The sequence below is a fragment of the Mycobacterium terramassiliense genome, assembly GCF_900157385.1.
Taxonomy (GTDB): domain Bacteria; phylum Actinomycetota; class Actinomycetes; order Mycobacteriales; family Mycobacteriaceae; genus Mycobacterium; species Mycobacterium terramassiliense.
Genome location: NZ_LT717701.1, coordinates 331,633 through 357,269, shown reverse-complemented (window position 1 = coordinate 357,269; position 25,637 = coordinate 331,633). Strand labels below are relative to the sequence as shown.

Below are 25,637 nucleotides of genomic sequence, written 5' to 3'. Positions count from 1 at the left end.
ATCATCGCTCGGCCGGCCGAAGCACCACCTCGTGGACGTGACCGTCCGGCGGTGTGGCGATCGCGTTGGCGACCGCCGCCGCGACCGTTTCGGGACGCAGGAAGTCGGCCGCGTCGTACTGTCCACCTTCGAACGCGACGAGCTCGCGCTGCATCTCGGTGTCGGTACGGCCGGGGTAGATCGTGGTCACGCGCAGGTCCGGTTCGTCTTCGCGCAGCGAGTCCGCGAAGGCCCGCACCGCGAACTTGCTCGCCGAATAGGAGGCCATGCCCGGCGAAACCGCGCGCCCCGCACCGGAATTGATGAACACGACCTGGCCGCGGGCCTGTCGCAGCGCCGGCAGCAACGCCAGCGTCAGTTCCACGACCCCGAAGACGTTCACCGCGAAGGTGGCGCGCCACTCGTCCACGTGGGAATCTGCGACGCGCCCCGGGATGAATACCCCCGCGTTGTGCACCAATACGTCGAGTTCGTCGACGACTTCGCAGCTGGCCCCGATCTCGTCGGTGTTGGTCAGGTCCAGCGGAAAAGTGGTGGCGCCGAGGCGTTCCGCGACGGCGTCGAGCCGATCGGACGGCCTGCCCGCCAGCAGCAGGGTGTGCGTTTCCGAGAGCGCGGTGGCGATGGCGGATCCGATACCGCCGCTCGCGCCGGTGATGAGTGCGGTGGGCATGACCCCAGCCTACGGGAAGCCTACGGAGGCTAACCAATTGTGTTGCGGGCCTGTCGCTTTCACGCCTGCTTGCGTTCCGGCGGCTCTCCCGCCGGGCCCGACTCGCCGCAGGCCAGGCGTTCCAGCGGCGCCAGCGCCTTCATCAGCGTGTTCAGGTCGGACTCGGGGAGCTGACTGAGCATCGCGGCCAGCGCGGCGTGCCGGTTGGCCAGGGATTCGGCGTGCACGGCCCGTCCTCGCGGCGTGATGTCGACCAGCACCGCACGGAGGTCGGACGGGTCGCGCGAGCGTTTCACCAGCCCGATCTTCTCCAGTCGGCGGATCGCCACGGTCGTGGTCGGCGTCCGTACCCGTTCGTGCGCGGCCAGGTCGGTCATCCGGATGGGGCCCTGATCGAGCAGGGTAACCAGGATGGACAGCTGCGCCAGGGTCAGCTCGCCGGCCACGACGCCGCTCGGGTCCCCGCGGCGAAGGATCGAAAACAATTTGGACAGCGCACGGTGCAACCCTTCCGCGAGCTCCTTTACCTCGGGCGCGGTGGATTCGCTGTCCGCCATAAGTCGGCAGTCTAGCCCGATATGCGTGACCTACAAGGTAGCTATACCGGACGAACGCCGACTAAATCGGAACCGTCATAGCACTTGGGAAAGGAATCGCTGCAGCCGCTCGGTTTTTGCGGCTTCGAATATCTGCTCGGGAGGCCCGGATTCCACGTCCTTGCCGCGATCCATGAATACGACGGTGTCGGATGCCGACCGGGCGAAACCCATTTCGTGCGTCACGACCACCATGGTCATCCCATCGGCGCCGAGGTCGGCGATCAGTTGCAGAATCCCCTTGACCATTTCGGGATCCAGCGCCGAGGTCGCCTCGTCGAAGAACATCACCTGGGGGGCCATCGCCAGCGCGCGTGCGATGGCGACCCTCTGTTGTTGACCGCCGGACAGCGTTCCGGGGCGGGCATCGGCCTTGTGTTTCAGGCCAACTCGGTCCAGCTGGGTCAGCGCCAGCTCGCGGGCCGCGTCGGAGGGCAGCCGGTGCAGCTTGGACGGCGCCAACGCAACGTTTTTCAGCACGGACAGATGCGGGAAGAGATTGAACTGCTGGAACACCATGCCGATGCGCTGACGCAGCTCGTTGGGATCATCACGCAACACCGACCGGCCGTCCAGCAAGATGTCGCCGCCATCCGGCTCGTGCAGTCGGTTCAGGGTGCGCAGCAGCGTCGATTTACCCGAGCCGGACGGTCCGATGATGGCGACCGTGCTGCCTGCGAGGGCCTCGATATTCACCCCGCGCAGCACCGGGTTGCCGCCGAGGGTTTGATGAATGTCCTTGGCCACCAGCGATACCGGCGCGCGCCTCAGGGCTCCGGCGGTCACGTGATCTCCTGGCCGAACTTCGTCGCCAGCATGGCGGCGTGGTCGTCCGGTTCGGCGGCGCCGCGGCCGCGGCGAAGCCGGGTGTCGATGTGGTTGACCAGATGGGTGAGGGGAATGGTCAGGATCAGATAGAAAAGGCCCGCAGCCACCAACGGCGACAGGCTGCCGGTCTGCGCGTTGAGGTCACGGCCGACCTGGAACAGCTCGCGCTGCTGGGCGACCAGGCCCAGGAAGTACACCAGCGCGGAGGCCTTCAACAATCCGATGGCCTGGTTGACGAGTGCCGGCAGCACCCGCCGGATTCCCTGCGGCACCACCACCAGACGCATCGCGGCCGTGTAGCTGAAGCCCAGCGCGCGGGAGGCTTCGAGTTGGCCCGGATCGACGCTCTGGATGCCCGAGCGCAGGATCTCGCCGATGTAGGCGGCGGCCATCAGTCCCAGGGCGGCGATGCCCAACGGATAGGGATTCTTGTTGGTCAGCCCGCCCACCAACGGGCCGACGCCCATGCCGATGAGCAGGATGATCACCACTTCGGGGAGGCCGCGGAAGACGTCGGTGTACATCCGCGCCGGCCAGCGGAGCCAGCGCGAACGCGAAAGCCCGGCCATCGCCAGCACCATCCCCAGCGCCAGGCCGATCACGAGCGCGCTGTTGGTCAGGATCAGCGTGTTGGGCAGCCCCGTGGTGAGCAGGACGGGGATGGCCTGTCGGTAGAGCTCCCAGTCGAAGAAGGACTCGCGCAGCTGCGCCAGCGTCGACATCGGCGCGCCCGGGCCGGCCGAATCACGGTGGTGGCGCGCGGCGATCGCGGCGAAATCCGGGAGATGGGGGCTGGGCGCGGCCTTGGACCCGGGTTTCCAGCCGGGCGGCAGGGGCCGCGGCACCCACTGGCAGTACAGGTTGGCCCAGGTGCCGTCGGCGATGACGGCGTCGAGCCCGGAATTCAGGGCATCGACCAGCGGCTGGTTGTCTTTGGCGACCGCGAAGGCCACGAAATTGCCTGGGCTGAAAGCGTTCGCGACCACCACCGCCGGATCGCCGGGCCGTATCACGGTCGACGCCAGCGTCCCGGGCGCCACCCACGCGTCGATCTGGCGCGTTTTGAGGGCGGCGTACAGCGTCGCGAAGCCGGGATATTTCACCGGTTGCAGGTGCAAGGAGTCGACGACGTACGACTCCTCGACGGTGCCCTGGACCACCCCGATGCGCTGGTCGGCGGCGAGATCGCTGAACCGGTGGATCGCCGAGCCGGGCGGCACCACCAGCGAGTAGAAGCCGAAGTCGTAGCCGTTGGTAAACGACACCGTGCGGCGACGCGCCTCGGTGGCTTTCACCGACGCGGAGCCGACGTCGAAGCGCCGGGACGCCACCTGGGCGAGCAGCGCGGAGAAGTCCGTGCTGACGAAGCGGACTTGCAGGCCGAGCTTGGCGGCGATGGCGCGCAAGAGCTGGTTGTCGAAGCCGCTGAATTCCCCGGTGGGGTTGATGCAGATGTTCGGCGGGGCGTCCGACAGGGTGCCGACCGTCAGGACGCCCGGCGTGCCCAGGCCCAACGCGCCGACGTTGATCGAGCCGAGCGGTTCGACGGAGGCGGTGCTGTCCACGTAGTCGTGACCCGCGGCGGGGGCCTCGGTCAGATCCTTGGGCAGGACCCGCGCGCTGTCCAGGCCCCCGGGCGCGCATTGGTTCCAGTCGGCGGCCGCGGGGGCAGCCAGGGTGAGGCCGCAGACCATCAGCATCGTCGTGGCCAGTGCGAAGAGCTTTCGGCGCTTGGGACGCCGGTCCAGGCGCGAACTCATCACGGCTACCGTATCGGCAGTCGGGAAACCCGGCGCGTCGAAGCGGCTGTCAGAGGGCGATCGACGGCGCGCCGAGGGGGGCTTCGGCGCCGCTGAAGACCTCGGGAGCAACCTGGCCGATGTCATCGGGCGCGGCGAACACCCTGCGCCGAAACAGTTCCGCCAGCATGGTTTGGGCCATCAGGTTGGACCGCCCGACGCACGCGGCCCGCGCGGCCTCGGGGTCACGCCGGTGGATTGCGGACGTCTCGTCCTCGTAGAACGGCAGCATGTCGTCGCGGCTGCATTGGTATGTCATCCAGAACACCCGGGGGATGAGGTTTTGCGACGCGCGGATTGTGGCATGCAGCCGCGGTCCCGCGTACTCCTCGTTGATCGTGCGCCGATATTCGCCGGCGATCTCCGAGAAGGCCCGGGACTCCTTCGCGGAGCGCAACGATCGCAGGAGCGCATCGAGTTGTCCCAGGATCCGCGGCGTGGGATTGGTGGCCGCGCGCGCCGAGGCGATCCCGTTGAGCAGGCCGTCGAGTTCGTGGTGCTCGAGGACGGTGGCCTCGTCGAACCGTTCGACGAACGCGCCTCGGTGATAGCGGGTGGACACGATGCCGTCGTGTTCGAGTTGAACCAACGCCTCTTGGATCGGGACGCGACTGACCCCGAGCCCGACGGCGATCTCGTTGCGGTCGACGCGGTCGCCGCTGCGCAGTTTCCCCGTCAGCACCAGGTTGAGGATGTGCGCAACAACCTGGTCCTTTTCTTTGACCCCGTATTTCTTTGGCATTCGTTTCTTGAGTGCCTTTCAATACCGTCAAACCGCTTCGGCCATCTAGCGCAGAGAGTTTCTCATGTCTTGGCGCGCAACTACAGATGTTTGGCGGATGAATTGGAGACAAACGTGGCCCGGCCCCTTGTCAGCGACTATCGCGCCACTTGCACAGCGCCTCGGCGGCGGCCAGGTCGTAGTCCGGACCATCGCAGCCCACGGTCAGCAGCGTGACGCCCAGGCTCACGAGATTTTCGGCGTTGGCGATCAGACCGCCGCCCGCCACCGCCCCGTTGACCGCGGCCGATCGTTCGATGCTTGCCGGGTCTCGGCCGACGTCGGCGCAGTGCCGTTCCAGCACGGCCGACTTCGCCGGGAACTCGTCGGCGGAAGTGAAGCTGTGCCACAGATCGGCGTGCTCCGCCACCAGCCGCAGGGTCTTGCGTTCACCCCCGCCGCCGATGAGGACCGGGATGTCGCGGGTCGGCGCCGGGTTCAGCTTGGCCAGCCGCGCCTTGATCCGTGGCATCGCGGCCGCCAGGTCGTCCAGCCGGCTGCCGGCGGTCCCGAATTCGTAGCCGTATTCGTCGTAATCCTTTTGCTTCCAGCCGGAACCGATGCCCAGGACGAGCCGGCCGTCGGCGATGTGGTCGACGGTGCGCGCCATGTCGGCCAGCAGTTCCGGGTTGCGGTAGGAGTTGCACGTCACCAGCGCGCCGATCTGGATGCGCGACGTCTGTTCGGCCCAGGCCCCGAGCATGGTCCAGCATTCGAAGTGGGGGCCGTCCGGATCGCCGTAGAGCGGAAAGAAGTGGTCCCAGTTGAAGGCGATGTCGACGCCGATGTCTTCGCAGCGGCGCACGGCGTCGCGGATCTGGGAATAGTGCGGGGCGTGTTGCGGCTGCAATTGCACGCCGATACGAATGGGGCGGTCAGGGTTCATCAGACCACCGTAGGCTCAGCGCGAGTCGAGCACTCCGCGCAGGAGGTCGATCAGGGCGCGCGGTTGGTCGCTTTGCACGGAGTGGCCCGAATTCTCGACAACGTGCGCGGTGCGAAAATTGGTTGCGCGCCTGCCTAATTCGGCCGCATCGTCGTCGGTGACGAAGCCCGACGAGCCGCCGCGGATGAGGGTGATGGGCGCGGACAGGTTGTCGACATCGTCCCACAGGCCGTCGAAGTCGGGGAATTTGCGGATGGCGTCGTAGCGCCACGTCCACTTGCCGTTGTCGAGCCGGCGGGAATTGTGGAAGACGCCGCGCCGCAGCGCCTTCACCTCGCGATGCGGTGCTGCGGCGGTGGTCAGGTCGAGCATGGCCTGAAAGCTTTCAAACTCCCGCTCGCCGTGCATCAGCGCCACCGTGCCTTGTTGCTCCTTGGTCATCTCGGAGTGTCGTTGCAGCGCCGACGGGGTGACGTCGATGAGGACGAGCTCATTGACCAGCTCGGGGGCGATCGCCCCCAGCCGGATCGCGGTCAACCCGCCCAGCGACATGCCGACCACGAGTTGGGCACTTGACGCGTGCTCGCGCAGCGCGGGCAGCAGGGCGTCGGCGTTGAGCTGCGGCGAGTAGTCGCCGTCCTCGCGCCATGCCGAATGTCCGTGCCCGGGCAGGTCCACCGCCAGTGCCGGCTCCCCGAGGCCGACGATGACGGTGTCCCAGGTGTGCGCGTTTTGGCCGCCGCCGTGCAGGAAGACGATCCGCGGGGGAGTGGAGCCCCAGCGCAGCGCGCTGACCCTGGTGTCCGGCGGGCCCGACTCCACCCGCTCGACGTCGGGCGGCGGCCCCGCAACGCCTGCCTGTTCGGCGTTTTCGGACAGCAGCGAGAACTCGGACAACCCGACCAGTTCGTCTTCGGGGATCGCACTCACGCATCCACCATAGGACTCGTGGCGATCGCAAGCGCGGCTCGCCGGGCGCGGCGGGTCCCACCATAGGACTCGTGGCGATCGCAAGCGCGGCTCGCCGGGCGCGGCGGGTCGCCACCATAGGACTAGAGTAGATAGCGCCGGCGGATGCCGTGGAACCGTTCCCACATCGCGGCGGTGCGCTCCGCCGCAGTGAGCATGGCGGTGTCCGCGGGGAGCGCGCCCATCAGTTCGTCGAATTTGACGGTGCGGGTGCCCAGCGCGACGGGCTCGCCTTCGAGCATGTGCCGATAGGTGAGGTTGCCGCGTTCGAAGCCCTGGGTGTCCAACCAGTTGTGCACTTTCGGGTCGCGGTGCGCCATGACCAGTCGAATCCTGCCGTCCCGGTCGACCTTGGTGCGGCCGGGCGTGTAGCTGACCGGGCGGTACAGGTAGTCCATGCTGTTGAAGAACACCCCCATGTTGGTGAGCATCCACAGGCCGTCGTGGGCGTCGAATTCGACGATCAGGGCCTCGTCGGGTGCAAGCTCCCAGTACATGTTGGCGGCGGCGCGGCCGCGCTTGCGGTCGGCGTCGGTGGCGCCGACGTCGGGAAAGGCGTTCGGGCTGTCGGCGTCGACGCCGCCATAGGTGAACGGAAAGTCCGGCCAGTCCGCCATGAGGCCGGTCACGAAGTCACCCGCCCAGCCCATCGCCTCGATCATCGCGTCGGGTGCCGGCAGCGGCTTGGGGGATGCCATGTCGATCCGCTCGATCCGCATGTGCGCCGGCAGCTCGTCCCAGCGATCGAATCCCTGGCGGATGAACAGTTTTCGGGAGCCCGGCGTGGTGGGCAGCCAGTTGGGCCCGCGCTCGGGCCCGCCGATGTAGAGCTCGAACTGTCCGTCGGCGGCGACGCTGAGTTGATGGCCGAGCAGGTTGGCCTCCGGTGTGTCGCCGAAGGGCTCGTGCAGCACGCCCGGCCCGGGTATGCGCGGGCCATGGACGGTGACGTTGAAGAACCGCGAGGTGCCGCGATTGCCGGTCAGCCGGTAGGCCGACCGCCCGTCGATCCAGGCTTGCTGGTAGGTGAAGTCGGCGCAGTCGCCGCCGAGTTTTCGGGTCGGCCCGCAGAAGGTGTGCAGCACCGGGTAGCGGGTGTCGCGCGTCTCGAGTGCCAAATCGAATGCCTGGCCCAGGTTCTGGGTCAGGAAGCGGAATGCATCGACGCGGTGGGCGCCCGAAGCCGGGTTGGCGTCCTTGAAGACCTGCCCGCCCGCGCGCTTCAGCTGCGCGCAGAATTCGCTCCACGCCGATTGCAGCGCCGCGTCGTCGGGACCATCACCGAAAGCCATCCTCACACACCCAGTCCGTCGAGCATCGCACCGACGACATCGCATGCGCGCCGGGCGGATTCCAGGCGGCCCTCCCGGTCGATGCGGGGGCCGATCAATTCCAGGTCGAAACCGTGGCGGTAGCCGCCGGCGAGCGCTTGGGCGACGAATCTTTCGAGGGGAATCGCGCCGTCGCCCGGAACCGCCCGGCCCGGTAGCGCCCGATCGCCGAGCACGTAGTCGCTCAATTGGATGAGCGCCGTCCGCGGCAGCGCCCGCTGCACCATCGCCTCGAAATCGCCCTCGGCCCAGCAGTGAAACACATCGATGCACACGCTCAGGTCGGCCATCTCGGCCAGTGCGACGGTGTCCCGCAGGGTGTGGGCGAGGTGGATGTCGGCGTACAGGCTGGAGGCGTTCTCGACGGCCAGCGCCACACCGGCGGCCTGCGCGTGCGCGGCGCAGGGGGTGACCATGGCGCAAAACCGTTCGGCGGCCTGCCCCCAGGACAGCTCACCGCGGCCGCCGGTGAGCAGGTAGACGGTGCTCGCCCGCACCCCGGCCGCGGCGTCGATCACGCGGCACAACCCATCCTGCGCGGCCTGCGGGTCGCCGGAAAGACTGCCGCCGGCGAATAAGTGATACACCGCCTCGACGGCGTAGCGATCGCGCTGCAACAGCGTTGGAAACAGCGGATCGAACAGTTCGGTATCCAGGATGCTCAGGCGGCACACGCCGAGCGTCGCCCAACACGCCTCGAGGTCGGCCAGCGGCGCGCCGTAGAAGGTGACGTCGTGTACGGACAGACGGGGGTGGGCTGGTGTGGCGGAAGCTGCCATGTCAGGACCGGTTCTCGATCGCGACGCCGAATCGCTCACGGAATGGCCGGAATTCGGCGTGCAGGGCGTCGAGGTTTTCGCCGATGTCCACCAACAGCTGGGTGGAGTAGGTGAATTTGCCATAGCGGTCGCCGCGGTTGTCGGCCAGATACGCGCGCATCGGCGACACTGCTTCGGTCGTCAGCTCGCGACCGCAGAACGCGTAGTAGCGCCCCACCGTGGCGACGGGATCGGCGATGAAGTCGGTGTAGCGGATGTGCAGGATGCGCGGATCGTCGACGAGCGGGTTGCTCATCGTGTTGGCGATGCTGGCCCGGGTCATCTCGAGGTGCTTTTTCGCCTCGGCGTGCAGGTCGACCGGACCGACGATGCCTTCGGCGATGTCGGCCATCATCATGGTGCGCGACGCGGCCACCTGTACGGGATCGCGGTGCAGCCAGACCATTCTCGCGTCGGGATAGGTGTCGAAGAGCTCCCTGAGCCGGAACCCGTGAAAACCCTTCAGAACCCAGTACTTACGCGGTCGACGGTATTGCAGCTGTTGCAGCATGGCCTTGTGCAGGCGATATTGGGCCGCCGCATCGGTGGCCAGGCCGCCGACCAACGACTGCATCGGCACCCGCCACCATGCCGTCGGTGTCATCACCCGGAAATCGAACGCCCAGGTGCGTTCGTCCTCGGGCAGGCCGTCGCCGAGCATGTCGTTGTACGGGTGGCTGTGCAGCCACTTGGGCAGCTTGGCGTTGATCTCGCGCCAGTCGGCGTCGGCCCGCTGGCGTCTGGCGTCGTCGGGACCGGCGAGGCCCGGCGGTGGCGAGGGGTACATGACTTCCCAGAAGCGCAGCGCCCGGGCCCCGGGATCGATCGACATCAACGCGTGCATCAGCGTGGTCCCCGAACGCGGCTCGCCGGTGACGAACATCGGCGCCTCGACCACTTCGTCCCCGATCGGGTAGCGGTTGCGGTCTTCGATGAATTCCAGGCGCGAGGTCAGCAGCCATCGACACACCTGTGCCGCCTCCCATTTGCCGTCGGCGTCCATGCCGAGGCTGTTCAGGTGGTCGACGGCGACGGCGAAGCGCTCCGGCAGCGTGGGGTCGCCGTAGTCGCGCAATCCCGTCTCCGCCTCGGCGGAGGCCAGCATCTCGGCGGCGCTCAACGGGGCGGTCACGACATGTCCCCGCACAGCCGGATGAGCTCGTCCTCGGCGGCCCGAACGTTCAGCGCCGAACTCGCCGCGTACGTCTGGCCGGCCATGGCGCCGTAGTCGAGGATCTTCGGCACGCGCAAACCCGCATCCACATACGACTTGATGATTTTCGCGACCTCTTTCGGCGTTCCGTGCGGTACCACGGCCAGGACCATCTCGGGCTCCACGCCGTCCAGGAAATCGATGATCCGTTCGCGAGTGAGCACGGCCGGGTCGATGTCCTGAAATCCGCGCCAGGTTTCTCCCATCGGGTGCTCGAAGCCGAAGCCGCGCAACGTCTTTGCCGACACCTGCAGCAGAAACGACTTGACCAGGGGCGCCCGCAAGATCTCGGCAAGGGCGTCCTCGTACCGTCCGATCAGACACACCTGGATGAAGCAGGGCGTGATCGCCAGCGGGTCGCGGCCCGCGCGGTCGGCGGAAGCCCTTACCGCGCAGAGCATCTCGGCGTACTGCTCCGGCGTCCAGGCGCCGGCGGGCCACCACCCGTCGGCATGGCGGCCCGCGATGTCGAGCATCCGTGGCCCGCTACCGCCGATCCAGATCGGTGGCAGCCGGCCTTCGTAGGGTTCGGTGTCCAGCCGGGCGTGCCGCAGTGAGTAGAACTGTCCGTGAAAATCGATTGGGCCGTCGCTTTCCCAGAGCCGGCGGATCACGGTCAGCGCCTCCTCGAATCGGCTGACCGGCCGCGCGAAGTCGAAGCCGTAGGGCAACGTGTTCTCGCTCTCGCCGCTGCCCAGACCGAGGACGAAGCGCCCCTTGGCGAGGTGATCGATGGTCAGCGCGGTCTGGGCCAGCAGGGAAGGGTGCCGGCGCACGGTGTCCACCACGGCGCTGACGAGCGGAACCGTCTCGGTCAGCACCGCGGCCGCGGCGGCCACGGCCAGGCCATCGAGGTGGCGGTGCGGCGATGGCGAGGCCTCGGCCAGGTCGGTGAATTCGGGAGTCCAGATCGAGTCGGGCCAGAAGCTGACCATGTGGTCGGGAAGCCAGATCGAGTGGTACCGCCCGCCGTCCAGCTCGGCGAGGCGCGACAAATCGAGCGGGAGCGTCGTGCGTAGGAATGCGGCGGGTTGGACTCTCATCGAGAACTGATGCTAAGCACCCGCACAGCGTCGTGTCGACGATTGGGCTCCGAAGACGACCGTGGGGCGAGGTCGCCTGGCGCGTCCCTCACCCCACGGTCGGTGAAATCGGAGAGTTACCCCTCGATGATGAACTCTTCGAGCTGCGTCCGCGCGACGTCGTCGGGCAGCTGCTGCGGCGGGCTCTTCATCAAATAGGCCGACGCCGGGACCACCGGGCCGCCGATCCCGCGGTCCTTGGCGATCTTGGCCGCGCGCACCGCGTCGATGATGACGCCGGCGGAGTTCGGCGAGTCCCACACCTCGAGCTTGTACTCCAGGTTCAGCGGCACGTCGCCGAACGCGCGGCCCTCCAGCCGCACGTAGGCCCACTTGCGGTCGTCGAGCCAACCCACATGGTCGGACGGCCCGATGTGCACGTCCTTGGTCTTGAACTCGCGCTGCAGGTTGCTCGTCACGGCCTGGGTCTTGGAGATCTTCTTGGACTCCAGCCGCTCGCGCTCGAGCATGTTGAGGAAGTCCATGTTGCCGCCCACGTTGAGCTGCATGGTGCGGTCGAGCTGCACGCCGCGGTCCTCGAACAGCTTGGCCATCACGCGGTGGGTGATGGTGGCCCCGACCTGGCTCTTGATGTCGTCACCGACGATCGGGACGCCGGCGTCGGCGAACTTCTTGGCCCACACCGGGTCCGAGGCGATGAATACCGGCAGTGCGTTGACGAACGCCACGCCGGCGTCGATCGCGCACTGGGCGTAGAACTTGTCGGCCTCTTCCGAGCCCACCGGCAGGTAGGACACCAGCACGTCGACCTCGTTCTCCCGGAGGACCTTGACCACGTCCACGGGCTCGGCGTCGGACAGCTCGATGGTGTCGGCGTAGTACTTGCCGATGCCGTCGAGCGTCGGGCCGCGCTGCACCGTCACGTTGGTGGGCGGCACGTCGGCGATCTTGATGGTGTTGTTCTCCGACGCGAAGATGGCCTCCGACAGGTCGAACCCGACCTTCTTGGCGTCCACGTCGAAGGCGGCGACGAACTTGACGTCGCGCACGTGGTACTGACCGAACTTCACGTGCATCAGGCCGGGCACGGTGCTGTTCTCGTCGGCGTCGAGGTAGTACTGCACGCCCTGAACCAGCGAAGACGCGCAGTTCCCGACGCCGACGATGGCGACTCGTACGTCCGTCTGCGCCTCCGGCGCGCCCAACGGCTTGTGGTCACTCATAGGGCGTTCTCCTCACTCCATAACCTTGTGTCTCAGCTGATCGGATTTCGTGCAGGGGGTTTTACGTCTGCTCGGAGAGGCCGGGCATTGCCCGCTCCGCAGCGATGAGCTCGTTGAGCCACTTCACTTCGCGCTCGCTGGACTCGAGGCCCAGTTGGTGAAGCTGCCGGGTGTAGCGGTCGAACGAGCTACTGGCCCGCGCCACTGCTTCGCGCAGGCCCTCCCGCCGCTCTTCAACCTGGCGACGGCGACCTTCCAGGATGCGCATCCGCGCCTCGGCCGGCGTCCGGTTGAAGAACGCCAGGTGCACCCCGAAGCCGTCGTCGGTGTAGTTGTGCGGTCCGGTGTCGGCCACCAGTTCCCCGAAGCGCCGGCGGCCCTCCTCGGTGAGCTGGTAGACCCGCCGCGCCCGCCGCACCGGGGTGCCGGCCGGCGCCGCATTTTCGGCGATCAGGCCCTCGGCCTGCATGCGCCGCAGCGCCGGGTACAGCGAACCGTACGAGAACGCCCGGAACGCGCCCAGCAGGCCGGTCAGCCGCTTCCGCAATTCATAGCCGTGCATGGGCGATTCGATCAGAAGGCCCAGGATGGCGAGCTCAAGCATCGATTCACCCCCTTTTGTGATGGCTAGTGACTTGAGGACTTAACGGTCCGACGCCTCGCGTCATCGTATCGCCTCGATATATTCGCCACAACACTACCTGGTGTTGGTGCGCTATCAGTCACAGCGCCGCGTCCGGGATAGGTCCCGTTACCAGCGGCTATGAGGGCGGACTGATCCGCTTGATCCTGCCGTCACCGGCGAAGACGATATCGCCGCCACCGTAGTCGCCCGAGACGTACACCGAGAGCGACAGCGCCCCCGGGGTGGTCGGGTCCGTGGCGGGTTCGATCACCAGATACGTGGTCTTGACGTCGGACTGCTTCATGTGGAGGCTCTCCGGGGCCCCACGCAGGATGCCGACCGTCACGGCGATGTCGAAGTTGCCCAGGTCGACCGCGACCGGGCCGTCGGCGGAGCTTTTCGCCGAGCTGGTCGGATCGGCCCATCCGCCGCGGTAATCGTAGGCCAGCACGCGGCGGTCGTCGGAGGGATCCGGGCGGTCGAGCACCGCATAGGTCGGGTAGATCACCAGCCGGAACCCGATGGCGTTTCCGAACCTTTTGCGTGTTTGCTCGAGCAAGCCCGTCAGGCCGCCCACGGAATGCAGCTGGGTGGGCGGGGTCAGGACCACCGGGCCGACCCCGTCGGGTTTGGCTCCCGGATCGGTGGTGAGATCCAGCGGCGTCCGGGTGTTGCCGTAGAGCCCCCAGCCGATGAGCACACCGAGCAATACCGAAGCGATGAAGGCCGCGGCCAGGAGGCCCCGACCGCCGGACTTGGGCAGCTTCGGGCGCGACCCGGCAGCCCACGCCGGCAGCGCGGCGCCGCCGCCCTGCAGGTCGTCCACCAAGTCCTGCAAGTCGCCGAGCGTGATCGCTTGAGTCGCCGCTCTCACGCGCTCTCGGTGCTCTTGCTCGGACAGCTCGCCGTCGCCCAGGGCGATATCGAGAATCGCGCAGGTGTCCTGGCGGTCGGTGTCTTTGGCACGGGTCGTCCTCGTCGCTCGACCCGCGAGCGGGGTCGCCGGCAATTTCGCCACGCCGATGATCGTAGAAGTGCGGCCCTGGTTCGGCACAGGATGCGACGGTCGATCGCCACGGCTCGAGCCGGCAACAGCCTCGGTTGCGTGTCGGTGGGGCGGGCGGCCACGTACTCTGGTCAGCGTGCGACTGCAGCGACAAGTGGTGGACTACGCGCTTCGGCGGCGTTCCCTGCTTGCCGAGGTGTACTCGGGCCGCACCGGTGTGTCCGAGGTCTGTGACGCCAACCCATATTTGCTGCGCGCCGCGAAGTTTCACGGCAAACAGAGCCAGGTGATGTGCCCGATCTGCCGAAAGGAACAGCTGACCCTTGTCTCGTGGGTATTCGGTGACCACCTGGGTGCGGTGTCGGGCTCGGCTCGCACCGCCGAAGAGTTGGTGATGTTGGCGACCCGCTTCGAGGAGTTCTCCGTGCACGTGGTGGAGGTGTGTCGGACCTGCAGCTGGAACCATCTCGTGAAGTCGTACGTGATGGGTGCGATCCGCCCACCCAAGGGCACCCGCACGCGGACGGCGCGCAACGGCGCCCGAACGGCCATTGAGTAACGAAGGGCGCCACGACCAGTCGCCCAGTGACCTGAACGAATCAGCGACTGAGCGCGTGGGCAAGCACGCGAGCACCGACCGGACCGGCGATCCCGCCCGTCCGGGGCCCGACAGGCGCGACGCGCCACCAGGGCCGGGCCGCCGCCGCCCGGTGCCCCCCGACGACCGGTTGACCACGATCCTGCCGCCCGTCGTCGATGACCGCGCGCCCCGCGGGCCCGACCCCATCCAGGAGGTCAAGGCGGCACTGGGCAGTCCCGCGTCGGCGCCGCCGGAGCGCGACCCGCTCGACGAGGTGAAGGCGGCGCTGGACGGGCGGGCGACTTCTGCGTCCGCGCGGCGCGACGCGCCGATGCTCGGGCGCCGCCCACCCGACGGGCCGCCACCGCCGCCACCGCAACCGCCCGCCGGATCCGGCGGACCCGGTGACCGAGCTCCCCGGCCGGGAATCGACTGGAGCTGGGTCGACCAGATCAACTGGCTGTGGGTGCGCCGCGCGGCCTACCTCACGCTGGCGGCCCTGGTCCTGTTGCCGATCGTCACCTTCGCGATGGCGTACTTCATCGTCGACGTCCCCAAGCCGGGCAACATCCGCACCAACCAGGTGTCGACGATCCTGGCCAGCGACGGCTCCCAGATCGCGAAGATCGTTCCCCCCGAAGGCAATCGGGTTGACGTCAACATCAGCCAGGTGCCCGTGCATGTGCGCCAAGCGGTGATCGCCGCGGAGGACCGCAACTTCTATTCGAACCCCGGTATCTCGTTCAGCGGTTTCGCGCGTGCGGTGAACAACGACCTGTTCGGCGGCGGTGACCTGCAGGGCGGATCGACGATCACCCAGCAATACGTGAAGAACGCGCTCGTCGGTTCGGCGCAGCACGGGTTCAGCGGTCTGATGCGCAAGGCCAAGGAATTGGTCATCGCCACCAAGATGGCGGGGGAGTGGTCCAAAGACGATGTCTTGCAGGCCTATCTGAACATCATCTACTTCGGCCGGGGCGCCTACGGCATCTCGGCCGCCGCCAAGGCCTACTTCGACAAGCCCGTCGAGCAGCTCACCGTCTCGGAGGGGGCGCTGCTGGCTGCGCTGATCCGGCGGCCGTCCTCGCTGGACCCGGCCGTCGACCCGAAGGGGGCCGCGGAGCGGTGGAACTGGGTGCTCGACGGCATGGTGGAAACCAAGGCGCTGTCCCCGGGCGACCGTGCGGCGCAAGTATTCCCGGTGACCCTGCCACCCGACCAGGCCCGCGCGCAGAACCAGACCACCGGCCCCAACGGGCTGATCGAGCGGCAGGTGGCCAAAGAGCTGATGGAGCTCTTCAACATCGATGAGCAGACGCTGAACACCCAAGGTCTGCAGGTCACCACGACGATCGACCCGAAGGCCCAGCAGGCCACCGAGAAGTCGGTATCGAAATACCTCGACGGGCAGGACCCCGACATGCGGTCCGCCGTTGTTTCCATCGATCCGCATAACGGCGCGATACGTGCCTACTACGGCGGCTCCGACGCCAACGGTTTCGACTTCGCCCAGGCCGGGCTGCAGACCGGGTCGTCGTTCAAGGTGTTCGCCTTGGTGGCGGCGCTGGAACAAGGCATCGGCCTGGGCTATCAGGTTGACAGCTCACCGCTCACCGTCGACGGGATCAAGATCACCAACGTCGACGGCGAGAACTGCGGGACCTGCAATATCGCCGAGGCGCTGAAGCTTTCACTCAACACCGCCTACTACCGGCTGATGCTCAAGCTGAAGGGCGGACCGCAGGCCGTCGCGGATGCCGCGCACCAGGCCGGGATTGCGACGAGCTTCCCCGGCGTCGCGCACACGCTGTCCGAGGACGGCAAGGGCGGCCCGCCCAACAACGGAATTGTGCTGGGGCAGTACCAAACCCGGCCGATCGACATGGCCTCGGCGTATGCCACGCTGGCCGCGTCCGGCGTCTATCACCGGCCGCATCTCGTGCAAAAGGTCGTCAATGCGGAGGGCCAGGTGCTTTTCGACGCCGGCAACTCCGACAACAGCGGCGAGAACCGCATCGACAAGGGCGTCGCGGACAACGTCACCGCGGCGATGCAGCCGATCGCCGCGTACTCGCGCGGCCACAGCCTGGCAGGCGGGCGTCCGTCGGCGGCCAAAACGGGGACGGTGCAGTTGGGCGACACCCAGGCCAACAAGGACGCCTGGATGGTCGGATACACGCCGTCGCTGTCGACAGCGGTGTGGGTGGGCACTGTCCAAGACAATGTGCCGCTCGTAACCGCCTCGGGCGCAGAGGTTTACGGTTCGGGGCTGCCATCGGACATTTGGAAGTCGACCATGGACGGCGCCCTGAAGGGCAGCTCCAACGAGAGCTTCCCCAAGCCGAGCGAGATCGGTGGGTACGCGGGCGTGCCCGCGGCGCCGCCCCCGCCGGCCGCGCCGCCACAGGTGACCGTTATACAGCCCACGATCGAGGTGGCGCCGGGCATCACCATCCCGGTCGGTCCGCCGACGACGATCACCAACGCGCCGCCGCCGCCGCCCGGCGGCAATGCGCCGGGCGGCGAACAGCCGGGCGGGCCGCAATCCCCCGGCGTCCCACCGGGCGGCCCGCAAGCGCCCCCGCCGCCGCCGTGACCGGCGCTCGCCAGCAGAGCGCCACCATCTCACCGCAGCCGTTGGCGGGCGATCTGCGCAGCGTCGACAACCGCGATTGCCCAAGCCGCACCGATTTTCTGGGCGCGGCGCTCGCGGAGGCCGGCGGCGGCCCGGTGGGCCGGCACGCGCTGATCGGCCGAACCCGGGTAATGACCCCGGTGCGGGTGATGTTCCTGATCGCGTTGGTGTTCCTGGCGCTCGGCTGGTCGACCAAGGCGGCATGTCTGCAGAGCACCGGCACCGGGACGGGCGATCAACGCGTCGCCAACTGGGAGAACCAACGCGCCTACTACGAGTTGTGCTACTCCGACACCGTGCCCCTCTACGGCGCGGAGTTGTTGAGCCAGGGCAAGTTTCCGTACAAGTCGAGTTGGATCGAAACCGACGCCAGCGGCGCTCCCCAGACCCGCTACGACGGTCGGCCCGCGGTGCGCTACATGGAATATCCGGTGCTGACCGGTGGGTACCAGTACGCGTCGATGGCGCTGGCCAAGACCTACACCGCGCTGAGCAAGCTCGTCCCGCTGCCGGTGGTCGCCGAGGTGGTGATGTTTTTCAACGTCGCGGCATTCGGGTTGGCGTTGGCCTGGCTGGGCACCGTGTGGGCGACCGCGGGCCTGTCGGGCCGGCGCATCTGGGACGCGGCCCTGGTGGCCGCCTCGCCGCTGGTGATCTTTCAGATTTTCACCAATTTCGATGCCCTGGCAACGGCTTTCGCGATGGGCGGTCTGCTGGCCTGGGCTCGGCGTAAACCCGTGCTCGCCGGTGTGCTGATCGGATTGGGCGCCGCCGCCAAGCTGTATCCATTGCTGTTTTTGGGGCCGATGTTGGTGCTGGGCGTGCGTACCGGTCGCCTCCGCGCCCTCGCGCGCACCGCGGGGACGGCCGCGGCGACCTGGCTGTTGGTGAATCTTCCCGTGTTGGTGCTCTTCCCGCGCGGTTGGTCCGAGTTCTTCCGGCTCAACACCCGACGCGGCGACGACATCGACTCGCTGTACAACGTGGTGAAATCGTTCACCGGCTGGCGGGGTTTCGATCCCAAGCTGGGCTTCTGGCAGCCGCCGACAGTATTGAACACGGTGGTCGCGGTGACGTTCGTCGGGTGCTGCGTGGCGATCGCATACGTCGCGCTCACCGCGCCGCGGCGCCCGCGGCTGACGCAGCTGGCATTTTTGGTGGTGGCCGCCTTCCTGTTGACCAACAAGGTCTGGAGCCCCCAGTTTTCGCTATGGCTGGTGCCGCTCGCCGTGCTGGCGTTGCCGCATCGCCGAATCCTGTTGGCCTGGATGACGATTGACGCACTGGTGTGGGTGCCGCGGATGTATTACTTGTACGGCAACCCGAACCGCGGGCTGCCGGAGCAGGTCTTCACCACGACGGTAATGCTGCGCGACGCCGCGGTGGTGGCGCTGTGTGCGCTGGTGCTCCGGCAGATCTATCGGCCCGAGGAGGACCTGGTGCGCTGGGGCGGCCGCGTGGACGATCCGGCGGGCGGCCCGTTCGACCGCGCCTCCGACGCGCCGCCCGGTTGGTTGCCGGAGCGGCTCCGGCCACCCGGGCTGCGGCGCGCGGACGTGCCGGCGCCCGAAACCGACAGCGAAGCGGCGGCGGTGCGGCAACCATGACCCTCGTCGCGATCCCGCTGTTCGATCGGTTCACGGCGCTCGACGCCGTGGGCCCCTACGAAGTGCTGCAACAGATTCCGTCGATCGACGTCGTGTTCGTGGGGCACCGCCGAGGGGAGGTGCGCACCGAGAACGGCAGGCTCGGCCTCGCCTGCGACGCCACCTTCGACGAGATCGGGGCCCCCGACGTGGTGGTGGTTCCCGGCGGCATCGGAACCCGCAAGCTGATCCGCGACGCGACGGGAGAGGCCATCCGCGGGTGGCTGCAATCGGTGCACCCCAACACCACGTTCACCACCTCGGTGTGCACCGGCGCGCTGTTGCTGGCCGCCGCCGGCCTGCTCGACGGGCTCACCGCGACGACCCACTGGCGGGCCGCGGACCTGCTCAACGAGTTGGGCGCGCGCTACGTCCCGACGCGCGTCGTCGAGCACTTACCCCAGCGCCTCATCACCGCCGCGGGTGTGTCCAGTGGCATCGACATGGCCCTGCGACTGGTCGAGCTCCTGGTCGACCGCGAGGCCGCGCAGGCCGCCCAGCTGCTTATCGAATACGACCCGCAGCCGCCGTTCGACGCCGGCGCGCTCGGCAAGGCCGACCACGCCACCGTGGCAAGGGCGAACGAGTACCTCAGAGCCCGCCGGTAAGCGGATTTCCTGGGCCGGCCCCGCGTCCGGTACCCTGGGGCGGTTGCCGACGCAGGCGACCCTCCTGCCACGGACCGACCGTGGCCGCTTGAGACCAGAGGAGGTGGTGAGGTTTCCATGCGTCCATACGAAATCATGGTCATTCTTGACCCCACGCTCGACGAACGCACCGTTGCTCCGTCCTTGGAGACGTTCCTCAACGTCGTCCGCAAGGACGGCGGAAGCGTCGACAAGGTCGACATCTGGGGGAAACGCCGGTTGGCCTACGAGATCGCCAAGCACGCCGAGGGCATCTACGTCGTCGTCGACCTGAAGGCCGAGCCGGCGACGGTATCCGAGCTCGACCGGCAGCTGAGCCTCAACGAGTCGGTGCTGCGCACCAAGGTGATGCGCACCGACAAGCACTGAGTGCCGATTGTCGTCGGCGCTGCGTAGGCTCGGCGAGACTACGCTCATGACGATCGCGCGTGCGCTGCACCCCGAGATGGCGGACCGAGGAGGAAATTGTGGCTGGTGACACCACTATCACCGTTGTCGGCAACCTGACTGCGGACCCCGAACTGCGGTTCACTCCCTCGGGTGCTGCCGTGGCGAACTTCACCGTGGCGTCGACGCCGCGGATCTACGACCGGCAGAGCGGGGAATGGAAGGACGGCGAGGCCCTCTTCCTGCGCTGCAACATCTGGCGGGAGGCCGCCGAGAACGTCGCGGAAAGCCTCACTCGCGGTGCTCGGGTGATCGTCACCGGTCGGCTCAAGCAGCGTTCCTTCGAGACGCGTGAGGGCGAAAAGCGCACCGTCGTCGAGGTCGAGGTCGACGAGATCGGCCCCTCGCTTCGGTACGCCACCGCCAAGGTCAACAAGGCCAGCCGCAGCGGCGGCGGGGGCGGCGGCTTCGGCGGCGGCGGGGGCTCTCGCCCGGCGCCGGCCCCGGCGCAACCGGCCGCCGCGTCCGGCGATGACCCGTGGGGTAGCGCCCCGGCATCGGGGTCATTCGGTGGCGGCGACGACGAGCCCCCCTTCTAACCCCAAACTTCAGACCAGTAGTAAACGGAAAGAAAGACAGACATGGCCAAGTCCAACAAGCGGCGCCCGGCTCCCGAAAAGCCGGTCAAGGCGCGCAAGTGCGTCTTCTGCGCGAAAAAAGAGCAATCCATCGACTACAAGGACACCGCGTTGCTGCGCACTTACATCAGTGAGCGCGGCAAGATCCGGGCGCGTCGTGTCACCGGCAACTGCGTGCAGCACCAGCGTGACATCGCGACCGCGGTGAAGAACGCCCGCGAGGTGGCCCTGCTGCCCTTCACCTCTTCGGCGCGTTAGCCGCCGAACGACCAACGGAAAGTACCAACGATGAAGCTGATTCTGACGGCCGACGTCGACCACCTCGGGACGGTCGGCGACGCGGTCGAAGTGAAGGACGGGTACGGCCGCAACTTCCTGCTGCCGCGCGGCCTGGCGATCCTCGCCTCCCGCGGCGCGCAGAAGCAGGCGGACGAGATCCGGCGGGCCCGCGAGACCAAGATGGTGCGCGACCTCGAGCACGCCAACGAGATCAAGTCGGCGATCGACGCGCTGGGTCCGGTTGCGCTGCCCGTGAAGGCTGCCGGCGACTCCGGCAAGCTGTTCGGCTCGGTGACCGCCGGCGACATCGTGACGGCCATCAAAAAGGCCGGCGGGCCCAACCTCGACAAGCGGACCGTCCGGTTGCCCAAGTCCCACATCAAGGCCCTCGGCCAGCATCGCGTGTCGGTGCACCTGCACCCGGAGGTCGACGTCGAGGTTTCCGTTGACGTCGTCGCGGACAGCTAACTAAGTAGCGTTTGCTCTCTTGAGGCGGCGGCCGCAGTGCGGCCGCCGCCCGGTTTCGCGCGCGTGACCCGCGCTTCCTCCTGACTTCAAAGTCAGTCCGGGCACCTCGGCTGGCGAACTATTTCCACGCCCCGGCCCAGGGTGGCCATTAACCACCTCGTAACGCGGCGAAAATATGGCCGAAAGCCAACACGCCCGACGCAGTAACCTGCGCCGACACGCCGTAGAGATTCTTGTCCACACGAAACGGGGCGAGTTGTACGACCCTTATCAGCAGAGATGTCACAGCGCCACGAATTAATCCACAGGTTCTCCACACCCCGCTCAACACAGGTGTCGAAGGATATGCACACACGATGCACAGCGTTATGAACAGCCGCCCCTTTAAGTACTGGCCAGCAACGTTTACCGTCGTCCCGGCGCGGTCCGACAACGGTGGCATGTGGTCGTCAGGTGTCGGCGCCTTGGCTTAAGCTCGGAATGTCGGCTATCGAATGTATGTTCGGGTACTCGTGCTAGGGGAGGTGGGAGTCCGTGGCGGTCGTCGATGACGTGACGTCTGGCATGGATTCGTCGCCGCCGAGCGAGGAGTTCGGTCGGCAGCCCCCGCAGGATCTCGCCGCGGAGCAGTCGGTGCTGGGCGGAATGCTGTTGAGCAAGGACGCCATCGCCGACGTGCTGGAACGGCTGCGGCCGGGCGACTTCTACCGCCCCGCGCACCAGAACATCTACGACGCGATCCTCGATCTCTACGGGCGCGGCGAGCCGGCCGACGCGGTGACGGTGGCCGCCGAACTGGACCGCCGCAGCCTGCTGCGCCGCATCGGCGGGGCACCGTACCTGCACACCCTGATCTCGACGGTGCCCACGGCCGCCAACGCGGGCTACTACGCGGGCATCGTCGCGGAGAAGGCGCTGCTGCGCCGGCTGGTGGAGGCCGGGACCCGGGTGGTGCAGTACGGCTACGCGGGTGCCGAGGGCGCCGACGTGGCCGAGATCGTCGACCGCGCGCAGGCCGAGATCTACGATGTCGCCGACCGCCGGCTCTCCGAGGACTTCGTCCCGCTCGAGGACCTGCTGCAGCCGACGATGGACGAGATCGATGCCATCGCCTCCAGCGGCGGTGTCTCACGCGGCGTGCCGACCGGCTTCACCGAACTCGACGAGGTGACCAACGGCCTGCATCCCGGGCAGATGATCATCGTGGCGGCACGGCCTGGCGTGGGCAAGGCGCTCGCGTTGAATACTCCCCTGCCGACGCCGGCTGGCTGGACGACGATGGGCGACGTCGCCGTCGGTGACGAGTTGCTCGATGCGGACGGAGTGCCGACGCGAGTGGTGGCCGCGACCGAGGTCATGTTGGGCCACCCGTGCTATGAGATCGAATTCTCAGACGGCACGGTCATTGTCGCCGATGCCCAGCACCAATGGCCTACCACGCGCGGCATCCGGACGTCGTCACGGTTGCGGCGCGGTTGGGACACCATCGCAGCGGCCGGATCAGCGATGCGATCTGCCGAGCGCGGGATCACCACGGCCCTGTTGGCTCCAGTACTGCAGGTCGAATCCGTGCGACGTGTGGATAGCGTTCCCGTGCGCTGTGTCGAGGTGGACAATGCCGCACGCCTGTACCTGGCAGGTCCAGGAATGGTGCCGACCCACAACTCGACCCTGGGCCTGGACTTCATGCGCTCGTGTTCGATCAAGAACCGCCTGGCCAGCGTCATCTTCTCGCTGGAGATGAGCAAGTCAGAGATCGTGATGCGGCTGCTGTCCGCCGAGGCGAAGATCAAGCTTGCCGACATGCGGTCGGGGCGGATGAGCGACGATGACTGGACCCGGCTGGCGCGGCGGATGAGCGAAATCAGCGAAGCCCCACTGTATATCGACGACTCGCCCAACCTGACCATGATGGAAATCCGCGCCAAGGCGCGCCGGCTGCGGCAGAAGGCCGACCTGCGGCTCATTGTGATCGACTACATGCAGTTGATGACATCGGGCAAGAAGCACGAGTCGCGCCAGGTGGAAGTATCCGAATTCTCAAGGCACCTCAAGCTTTTGGCTAAGGAGCTCGAGGTTCCGGTGGTCGCGATCAGCCAGCTCAACCGTGGCCCCGAGCAGCGCACCGACAAGAAGCCAATGCTGGCCGACCTTCGCGAGTCGGGGTGCCTCACGGCGGCGACGCGGATCTTGCGCGCCGACAGCGGCGCCGAGGTCACGTTTGGTGAGCTCATGCGGACCGGCGAACGTCCCCTGGTGTGGTCACTCGACGAGCGGCTGCGGATGGTCGCGCGGCCGATGACGAACGTGTTCCCGAGCGGCCGCAAGGAAGTGTTCCGTCTTCGGTTGGCCTCGGGCCGCGAGGTTGAGGCGACCGGCAACCATCCCTTTAGGAAACTCGACGGCTGGACTCCGCTGGAGCAGCTCGAGGTTGGCGATCGCATCGCGGCACCGCGCCGCGTTCCCGAGCCGGTCGACACGCAACGGATGGACGAGTCGGAGGTCATTCTGCTCGCCCACATGATCGGCGACGGATCGTGCGTGAAGCGCCAGCCGATCCGCTATGCGTCAGTCGACGAGGCCAACCTCGTCGAGGTGACGGTCTCGGCCGCGCACTTCGGTGTGACCGCGGTTCGCGACGAGTATCCGGCGGCGCGCGTGACTACGCTTCGGTTGCCCTCGCCGGATCGGCTGGCGCGTGGCCGGCGCAACCCGATTGCCGCCTGGCTCGACGGGCTTGGCTTATTTGGGAAGCGCAGTTACGAGAAGTTCGTGCCAGAAGCCGTCTTTCGTGCACCCAACGACCAGGTGGCACTGTTCCTGCGTCACCTGTGGGCCACCGACGGATCGGTGCGGTGGGATGCCAAGGTTGGTCTCGGGCGGATCTATTACGCGTCAACGAGCCGACGCCTCATCGACGATGTTGCCCAATTGCTCTTACGTCTCGGTGTTCAAAGCAGGGTCACGCAGGTGCGCAAGGCGAATTACCGAGCATGCTGGCACTTGTGGATTGACAGGGCGGGGAACCAAACGGCGTTCTTGACCAAGATCGGTGTCCACGGCGCGCGTGGCAAGTCTGCGGAATATGTCCTGCAACAGCTGCAGTCGCGCATCCGGCGCCCCGGTGCAGACACGGTACCCGTTGAGGTTTGGGGCAAAGTCCGGGAAGTTGTAGCGCGGAAGACTTTTTCGGGCGGGGAGCTCAGAGTCGCTATGAAGACCCAATTCTGCGACTCCCGGCTGCGACATCCGCCAGGCCGGTCACTGCTCCATAGGCTGGCGGCGACGCTTGACGACACCGAAATCCATGCATTAGCGACCAGCGACGTCTTTTGGGATCGAATCGTCGAAATCACCAGCATGGGTGAACAGGACGTTTATGACGGAACTGTAAGTGGGACACATAATTTCGTCGCAAACGGGATTAATCTGCATAATAGTTTAGAACAAGATGCCGACGTCGTCATCCTGCTGCACCGGCCGGACGCGTTCGAACGTGACGATCCGCGAGGCGGAGAGGCGGATTTCATTCTCGCCAAACACCGCAACGGCCCGACCAAGACGGTGACCGTTGCGCACCAGCTGCACCTGTCGCGCTTCGCCAACATGGCGAGGTGACGGATAACTGCTGTCGAGATGTAACCAAGCTTGATAAGCGGGATTGCCCTCGTCGATAAGACGTCTTAGTCAGGACAACGATGTCCACAGAAATTCCCACGCCATCACCTCAAAGGCGAGAGGTGCTCCAGCAAACGATCGACGATGTCGTTGGTACGAGCGCCAACATCGATTGGTCGGTTTGCATCCGGAATGCCACGGGTCACGAAGTAGGCCGCGGTAACGCCGATCGTCCGATGAAGACGGCGAGCATCGGCAAGCTGCTGCTACTCGTCGAGGTCGCACGGCAGTGCGCAGAGGGCGAGCTCAGCGGCGCCACCGTGCTCGGCCGGGATCCGGGGCTCTTGGTCGCCGATTCGGGCATCTGGCAGCACCTCGACGTCGAGGGGTTGTCTGTCCGGGATCTCTGCGTTCTGGTTTCCAGCGTCAGCGACAACTTGGCGACAAATGTCCTGCTGAAGCGCGTGGGCTTGCGCAAGGTTCGCCACCTCGCCGAATCCCTCGGCTTGGTCCACACCGCGTTGCTCGACTACGTCAGGGATCACCGGGGCCCAGCTGACCCCGCGACACTGTCTACCGGCTCGGCATCCGAGTTGTCGGGTCTGATGGGTCGGCTGGCCCGCAACGAGCTGCTATCTCCCGCGGTTTCGCAACAGGTGAACCACTGGCTGGCAACGTGCGTAGACCTATCCATGGTCTCGGGCGCATTCGGGTTCGATCCGCTGGCCCATGCGCCGTCGGATCGAGACTTCTTTGTTCGCAACAAGACTGGTGCCGACGCGGGGGTCCGAGCAGACGTTGGGACGCTCGGGCGAGAATCCGTCCGGTTCGACTACGCGGTGATCGCCAATTGGGATGCCTCGGGCCCTGACCTCCGAGACGGGGCGCTGTCGGGGATGCGTGCCATCGGCATGACACTGAGGACCATTATCGAAAGTGCTTCGTGAA

General features: G+C 67.0%; 24 protein-coding genes. 10 read left to right on the top strand and 14 right to left on the bottom strand.

Annotated elements, in window-relative coordinates; genetic code table 11:
* Position 1 precedes the first annotated feature (1 nt).
* The 14 genes from MTAB308_RS16350 to MTAB308_RS16285 all read right to left on the bottom strand — a co-directional run bounded on the left by MTAB308_RS16350 (position 2) and on the right by MTAB308_RS16285 (position 13,803).
* Positions 2–673: an SDR family oxidoreductase gene (locus MTAB308_RS16350; protein WP_077100494.1), complete on the bottom strand. Its 672-nt coding sequence runs from the start codon at positions 671–673 to the stop codon at positions 2–4.
* A 59-nt stretch (positions 674–732) separates the two neighbouring features.
* Positions 733–1,230, bottom strand: a complete 498-nt coding sequence (locus MTAB308_RS16345; RefSeq protein ID WP_077100493.1) for a MarR family winged helix-turn-helix transcriptional regulator — start codon at positions 1,228–1,230, stop codon at positions 733–735.
* Positions 1,231–1,305: 75 nt separating this feature from the next.
* Positions 1,306–2,055 (bottom strand): amino acid ABC transporter ATP-binding protein, encoded by a 750-nt coding sequence (locus MTAB308_RS16340; protein ID WP_077100492.1) that lies wholly within the window; start codon positions 2,053–2,055, stop codon positions 1,306–1,308.
* On the bottom strand, positions 2,052–3,857 hold the full coding sequence (locus tag MTAB308_RS16335; RefSeq protein WP_077104426.1) for an ABC transporter substrate-binding protein/permease: 1,806 nt from the start codon (positions 3,855–3,857) through the stop codon (positions 2,052–2,054). Before MTAB308_RS16335 ends, MTAB308_RS16340 begins: the two co-directional genes overlap by 4 nt.
* Before the next feature lie 49 nt (positions 3,858–3,906).
* Entirely contained in the window at positions 3,907–4,638 is a 732-nt protein-coding gene (locus tag MTAB308_RS16330; RefSeq protein WP_077100491.1) for a GntR family transcriptional regulator, read from the bottom strand.
* 130 nt (positions 4,639–4,768) lie between these two features.
* Positions 4,769–5,563, bottom strand: a complete 795-nt coding sequence (locus MTAB308_RS16325; RefSeq protein ID WP_077100490.1) for an LLM class F420-dependent oxidoreductase — start codon at positions 5,561–5,563, stop codon at positions 4,769–4,771.
* A 15-nt stretch (positions 5,564–5,578) separates the two neighbouring features.
* A complete protein-coding gene (locus MTAB308_RS16320; protein WP_425436346.1) occupies positions 5,579–6,484 on the bottom strand; it encodes an alpha/beta fold hydrolase in 906 nt (301 codons plus the stop codon).
* 131 nt (positions 6,485–6,615) lie between these two features.
* Entirely contained in the window at positions 6,616–7,824 is a 1,209-nt protein-coding gene (locus tag MTAB308_RS16315; protein ID WP_077100488.1) for a DUF1214 domain-containing protein, read from the bottom strand.
* Positions 7,825–7,826: 2 nt separating this feature from the next.
* Positions 7,827–8,642: a sugar phosphate isomerase/epimerase family protein gene (locus MTAB308_RS16310; protein WP_077100487.1), complete on the bottom strand. Its 816-nt coding sequence runs from the start codon at positions 8,640–8,642 to the stop codon at positions 7,827–7,829.
* A 1-nt stretch (position 8,643) separates the two neighbouring features.
* Positions 8,644–9,813, bottom strand: coding sequence for a sulfotransferase family protein (locus tag MTAB308_RS16305; RefSeq protein WP_077100486.1), 1,170 nt, complete (start codon positions 9,811–9,813; stop codon positions 8,644–8,646).
* On the bottom strand, positions 9,810–10,937 hold the full coding sequence (locus MTAB308_RS16300; protein WP_077100485.1) for an LLM class flavin-dependent oxidoreductase: 1,128 nt from the start codon (positions 10,935–10,937) through the stop codon (positions 9,810–9,812). Before MTAB308_RS16300 ends, MTAB308_RS16305 begins: the two co-directional genes overlap by 4 nt.
* A 116-nt stretch (positions 10,938–11,053) precedes the next feature.
* Positions 11,054–12,160, bottom strand: a complete 1,107-nt coding sequence (locus MTAB308_RS16295; RefSeq protein ID WP_077100484.1) for an inositol-3-phosphate synthase — start codon at positions 12,158–12,160, stop codon at positions 11,054–11,056.
* 61 nt (positions 12,161–12,221) lie between these two features.
* Entirely contained in the window at positions 12,222–12,764 is a 543-nt protein-coding gene (locus tag MTAB308_RS16290) for a PadR family transcriptional regulator (RefSeq protein WP_068236160.1), read from the bottom strand.
* A 157-nt stretch (positions 12,765–12,921) separates the two neighbouring features.
* Positions 12,922–13,803, bottom strand: a complete 882-nt coding sequence (locus MTAB308_RS16285) for a DUF1707 SHOCT-like domain-containing protein (protein ID WP_077104425.1) — start codon at positions 13,801–13,803, stop codon at positions 12,922–12,924.
* A gap of 124 nt (positions 13,804–13,927) precedes the next feature.
* Between MTAB308_RS16285 and MTAB308_RS16280 the strand changes: the two genes are divergently transcribed.
* The 10 genes from MTAB308_RS16280 (at position 13,928) to MTAB308_RS16230 (ending at position 25,636) form a co-directional block, all read left to right on the top strand.
* The gene (locus MTAB308_RS16280; protein ID WP_077100483.1) at positions 13,928–14,350 is read left to right on the top strand and encodes a DUF5318 domain-containing protein; all 423 of its coding nucleotides are present in this window, start codon (positions 13,928–13,930) and stop codon (positions 14,348–14,350) included.
* 151 nt (positions 14,351–14,501) lie between these two features.
* The gene (locus MTAB308_RS16275) at positions 14,502–16,967 is read left to right on the top strand and encodes a transglycosylase domain-containing protein (protein ID WP_245831522.1); all 2,466 of its coding nucleotides are present in this window, start codon (positions 14,502–14,504) and stop codon (positions 16,965–16,967) included.
* Complete coding sequence (locus tag MTAB308_RS16270; protein ID WP_077100481.1) at positions 16,964–18,613, top strand: glycosyltransferase family 87 protein; 1,650 nt, start codon at positions 16,964–16,966, stop codon at positions 18,611–18,613. Before MTAB308_RS16275 ends, MTAB308_RS16270 begins: the two co-directional genes overlap by 4 nt.
* A complete protein-coding gene (locus tag MTAB308_RS16265) occupies positions 18,610–19,260 on the top strand; it encodes a DJ-1/PfpI family protein (RefSeq protein ID WP_077100480.1) in 651 nt (216 codons plus the stop codon). Before MTAB308_RS16270 ends, MTAB308_RS16265 begins: the two co-directional genes overlap by 4 nt.
* 117 nt (positions 19,261–19,377) lie before the next feature.
* On the top strand, positions 19,378–19,668 hold the full coding sequence (gene rpsF, locus MTAB308_RS16260) for a 30S ribosomal protein S6 (protein WP_061557737.1): 291 nt from the start codon (positions 19,378–19,380) through the stop codon (positions 19,666–19,668).
* Between the two features lie 98 nt (positions 19,669–19,766).
* A complete protein-coding gene (locus MTAB308_RS16255) occupies positions 19,767–20,285 on the top strand; it encodes a single-stranded DNA-binding protein (RefSeq protein ID WP_077100479.1) in 519 nt (172 codons plus the stop codon).
* A gap of 42 nt (positions 20,286–20,327) precedes the next feature.
* Positions 20,328–20,582 carry a 30S ribosomal protein S18 gene (gene rpsR / locus MTAB308_RS16250; protein WP_067875512.1) on the top strand — a complete coding sequence of 85 codons (255 nt, stop codon included), beginning with the start codon at positions 20,328–20,330 and terminating at the stop codon, positions 20,580–20,582.
* 30 nt (positions 20,583–20,612) lie between these two features.
* Entirely contained in the window at positions 20,613–21,071 is a 459-nt protein-coding gene (rplI, locus tag MTAB308_RS16245; RefSeq protein ID WP_077100478.1) for a 50S ribosomal protein L9, read from the top strand.
* Positions 21,072–21,605: 534 nt separating this feature from the next.
* Positions 21,606–24,689, top strand: a complete 3,084-nt coding sequence (locus MTAB308_RS16235; RefSeq protein WP_077100477.1) for a replicative DNA helicase — start codon at positions 21,606–21,608, stop codon at positions 24,687–24,689.
* Positions 24,690–24,811: 122 nt separating this feature from the next.
* Positions 24,812–25,636, top strand: a complete 825-nt coding sequence (locus tag MTAB308_RS16230; RefSeq protein WP_157900956.1) for a serine hydrolase — start codon at positions 24,812–24,814, stop codon at positions 25,634–25,636.
* The last annotated feature ends 1 nt before the right edge of the window (position 25,637 follow it).